This is a genomic window from Streptomyces solincola, from assembly GCF_002982015.1.
Taxonomy (GTDB): Bacteria; Actinomycetota; Actinomycetes; order Streptomycetales; family Streptomycetaceae; genus Streptomyces; species Streptomyces solincola.
Window position 1 is genome coordinate 1 of the sequence record NZ_PVLV01000714.1, and the last position, 1696, is coordinate 1696.

The following is a 1696-nucleotide window of genomic DNA, read 5'->3' on the forward strand; positions in this document are numbered from 1 at the left end:
GCTTCGGCGATGCGGTGTTCGCCGGCGGGGCTGGGGGGGGGGCCGGCGTAGGAGTCGGTGGGCAGGTCGTACGGGGACGGGGAGGGGGCCAGGAGCAGAGGGGAGGCGGCGGTGTCCAGGTCGGCGACCGTCTTGGCCAGCAGCTCGTTGAAGCGGGCGCACTGATCGGCGAAGGCGGGCTCGTTCTCGGCGCGGACGTTGGGGATGACCGGCAGGAGTACGGCCGCGACGTGCGGGTTGGCGGCGCGGGCGGCGGCCAGGAAGGCGCGGACGTTGACGTCGGTCTGCTCGGGGTCGGTGTAGAAGCCGAGGTCGATCAGGCCGAGGGAGACCAGGAGGACGTCCGCCTTTCCGGCCCGGACCGCGTCGCCGATCAGCGGGGCCATGTGGCACCAGCCCTCGCCCCAGCCGGCGAGATGGGCGCGGGCCTTGGCGGGGAAGGCGGGGTCGGCGTAGTCGTGGGAGTCCGCCGCGTCCGCCGACGGGTCGTAGAGCGTGGAGCGCGGGCCGACGATCTTGTACGGGCCGCCGAAGGCGCGGTTGAGGTGCTGCCACATCCGGTAGCGCCAGGTGAAGTCTCCGGCGCGCCCGATGGTCATGGAATCGCCGACGAACAGGAACCGCATGCGCTCATCATCGCCGACCGGGGCGGGGGAGTGCGATGTGACCGTGGACACGGAAGGCGAGCAGGGACACTGGACGCATGCCCGATGACCTTCGTACGCGCTCCGACCGCAGAAGCCCCGCCCGCCTGGCCGCGCTGGCGCCGGTCGTCGTGCTGGCCGGGGCCCTCCTGGGGCCGGCCGCGCCCGCCGTCGCGGCGGACGGCGACGAGGGGTTCACGATCAAGGACGCCCGGATCACCGAGTCCAGCGGCCTGGCCGCGAGCCGCAGGCACCCGGGCGTCTACTGGACGCACAACGACCAGGACGGACCGCGGCTGTTCGCGGTGGACGGGAGGACGGGCGAGACGGTCGCCACGGTCACCCTGCGGGGGGTGGGCACGCCCCGGGACATGGAGGCGGTCTCCGTCGGGCCGGACGGGGACGTCTACGTGGGCGACATCGGGGACAACCTCGACGGCTCCTGGTCGCATGTGTGGATCTACCGCTTCCGGGAGCCGGAGAAGCTGGCGGACCAGACGGTGACGGCGACGCAGTACACCGTGACGTACGCCGACGGGGCCCGGAACGCGGAAGCGCTGATGGTCCACCCGAAGACCGGCCGGGTCTACATCGCGTCGAAGAACGAGGACGGGGGCGGGCTGTACGAGGGGCCGGCGGAGCTGACCACGGGCGGGGCGAACGTCTTCCGGCGGATCGGCGAGGTGCCGTGGGTGACGGACGGGGCGTTCTCCCCGGACGGCAGGGAGCTGGTGCTGCGCAGCTACTTCAGCGCGCGGGCGTACGCGTGGACGGCGGACGGGAGGCTGGGGGAGGACCGGGCGGTGAGCGCGCCCTTCCAGCGGCAGTCGGAGTCGGTGACGTACACCCCGGACGGGAAGACGCTGCTGTTCGGGTCGGAAGGGTCGGGCAGCGGCGTCGCGGCGGTGCGCGCCGAGCGGCCGGGCGCGGACGCCGCTCAGGGGAGGAAGCCGTCCGCGGGAGCCGCGCCGGCGGCGGACCCGGCGGGCGAGGGGGACGGCGGGTCGGGGACGGGGGGGGCGCTGGGGGTGGCCGGGGCGGCCGCGCTGTGG

At 74.4% G+C, this 1696-nt stretch carries 2 protein-coding genes; one reads left to right on the top strand and one right to left on the bottom strand.

Annotated elements, in window-relative coordinates:
• Positions 1 to 626, bottom strand: a 626-nt coding sequence (locus C6N75_RS29605; RefSeq protein ID WP_105871912.1) for a GDSL-type esterase/lipase family protein, incomplete at its 3' end; no start/stop codon positions are given.
• A gap of 77 nt (positions 627 to 703) precedes the next feature.
• On the opposite strand from C6N75_RS29605, the gene C6N75_RS29610 reads away from it, so the two are divergent.
• Positions 704 to 1696: TolB-like translocation protein (locus C6N75_RS29610; RefSeq protein ID WP_105871913.1), on the top strand; the 993-nt coding region annotated here is incomplete at its 3' end.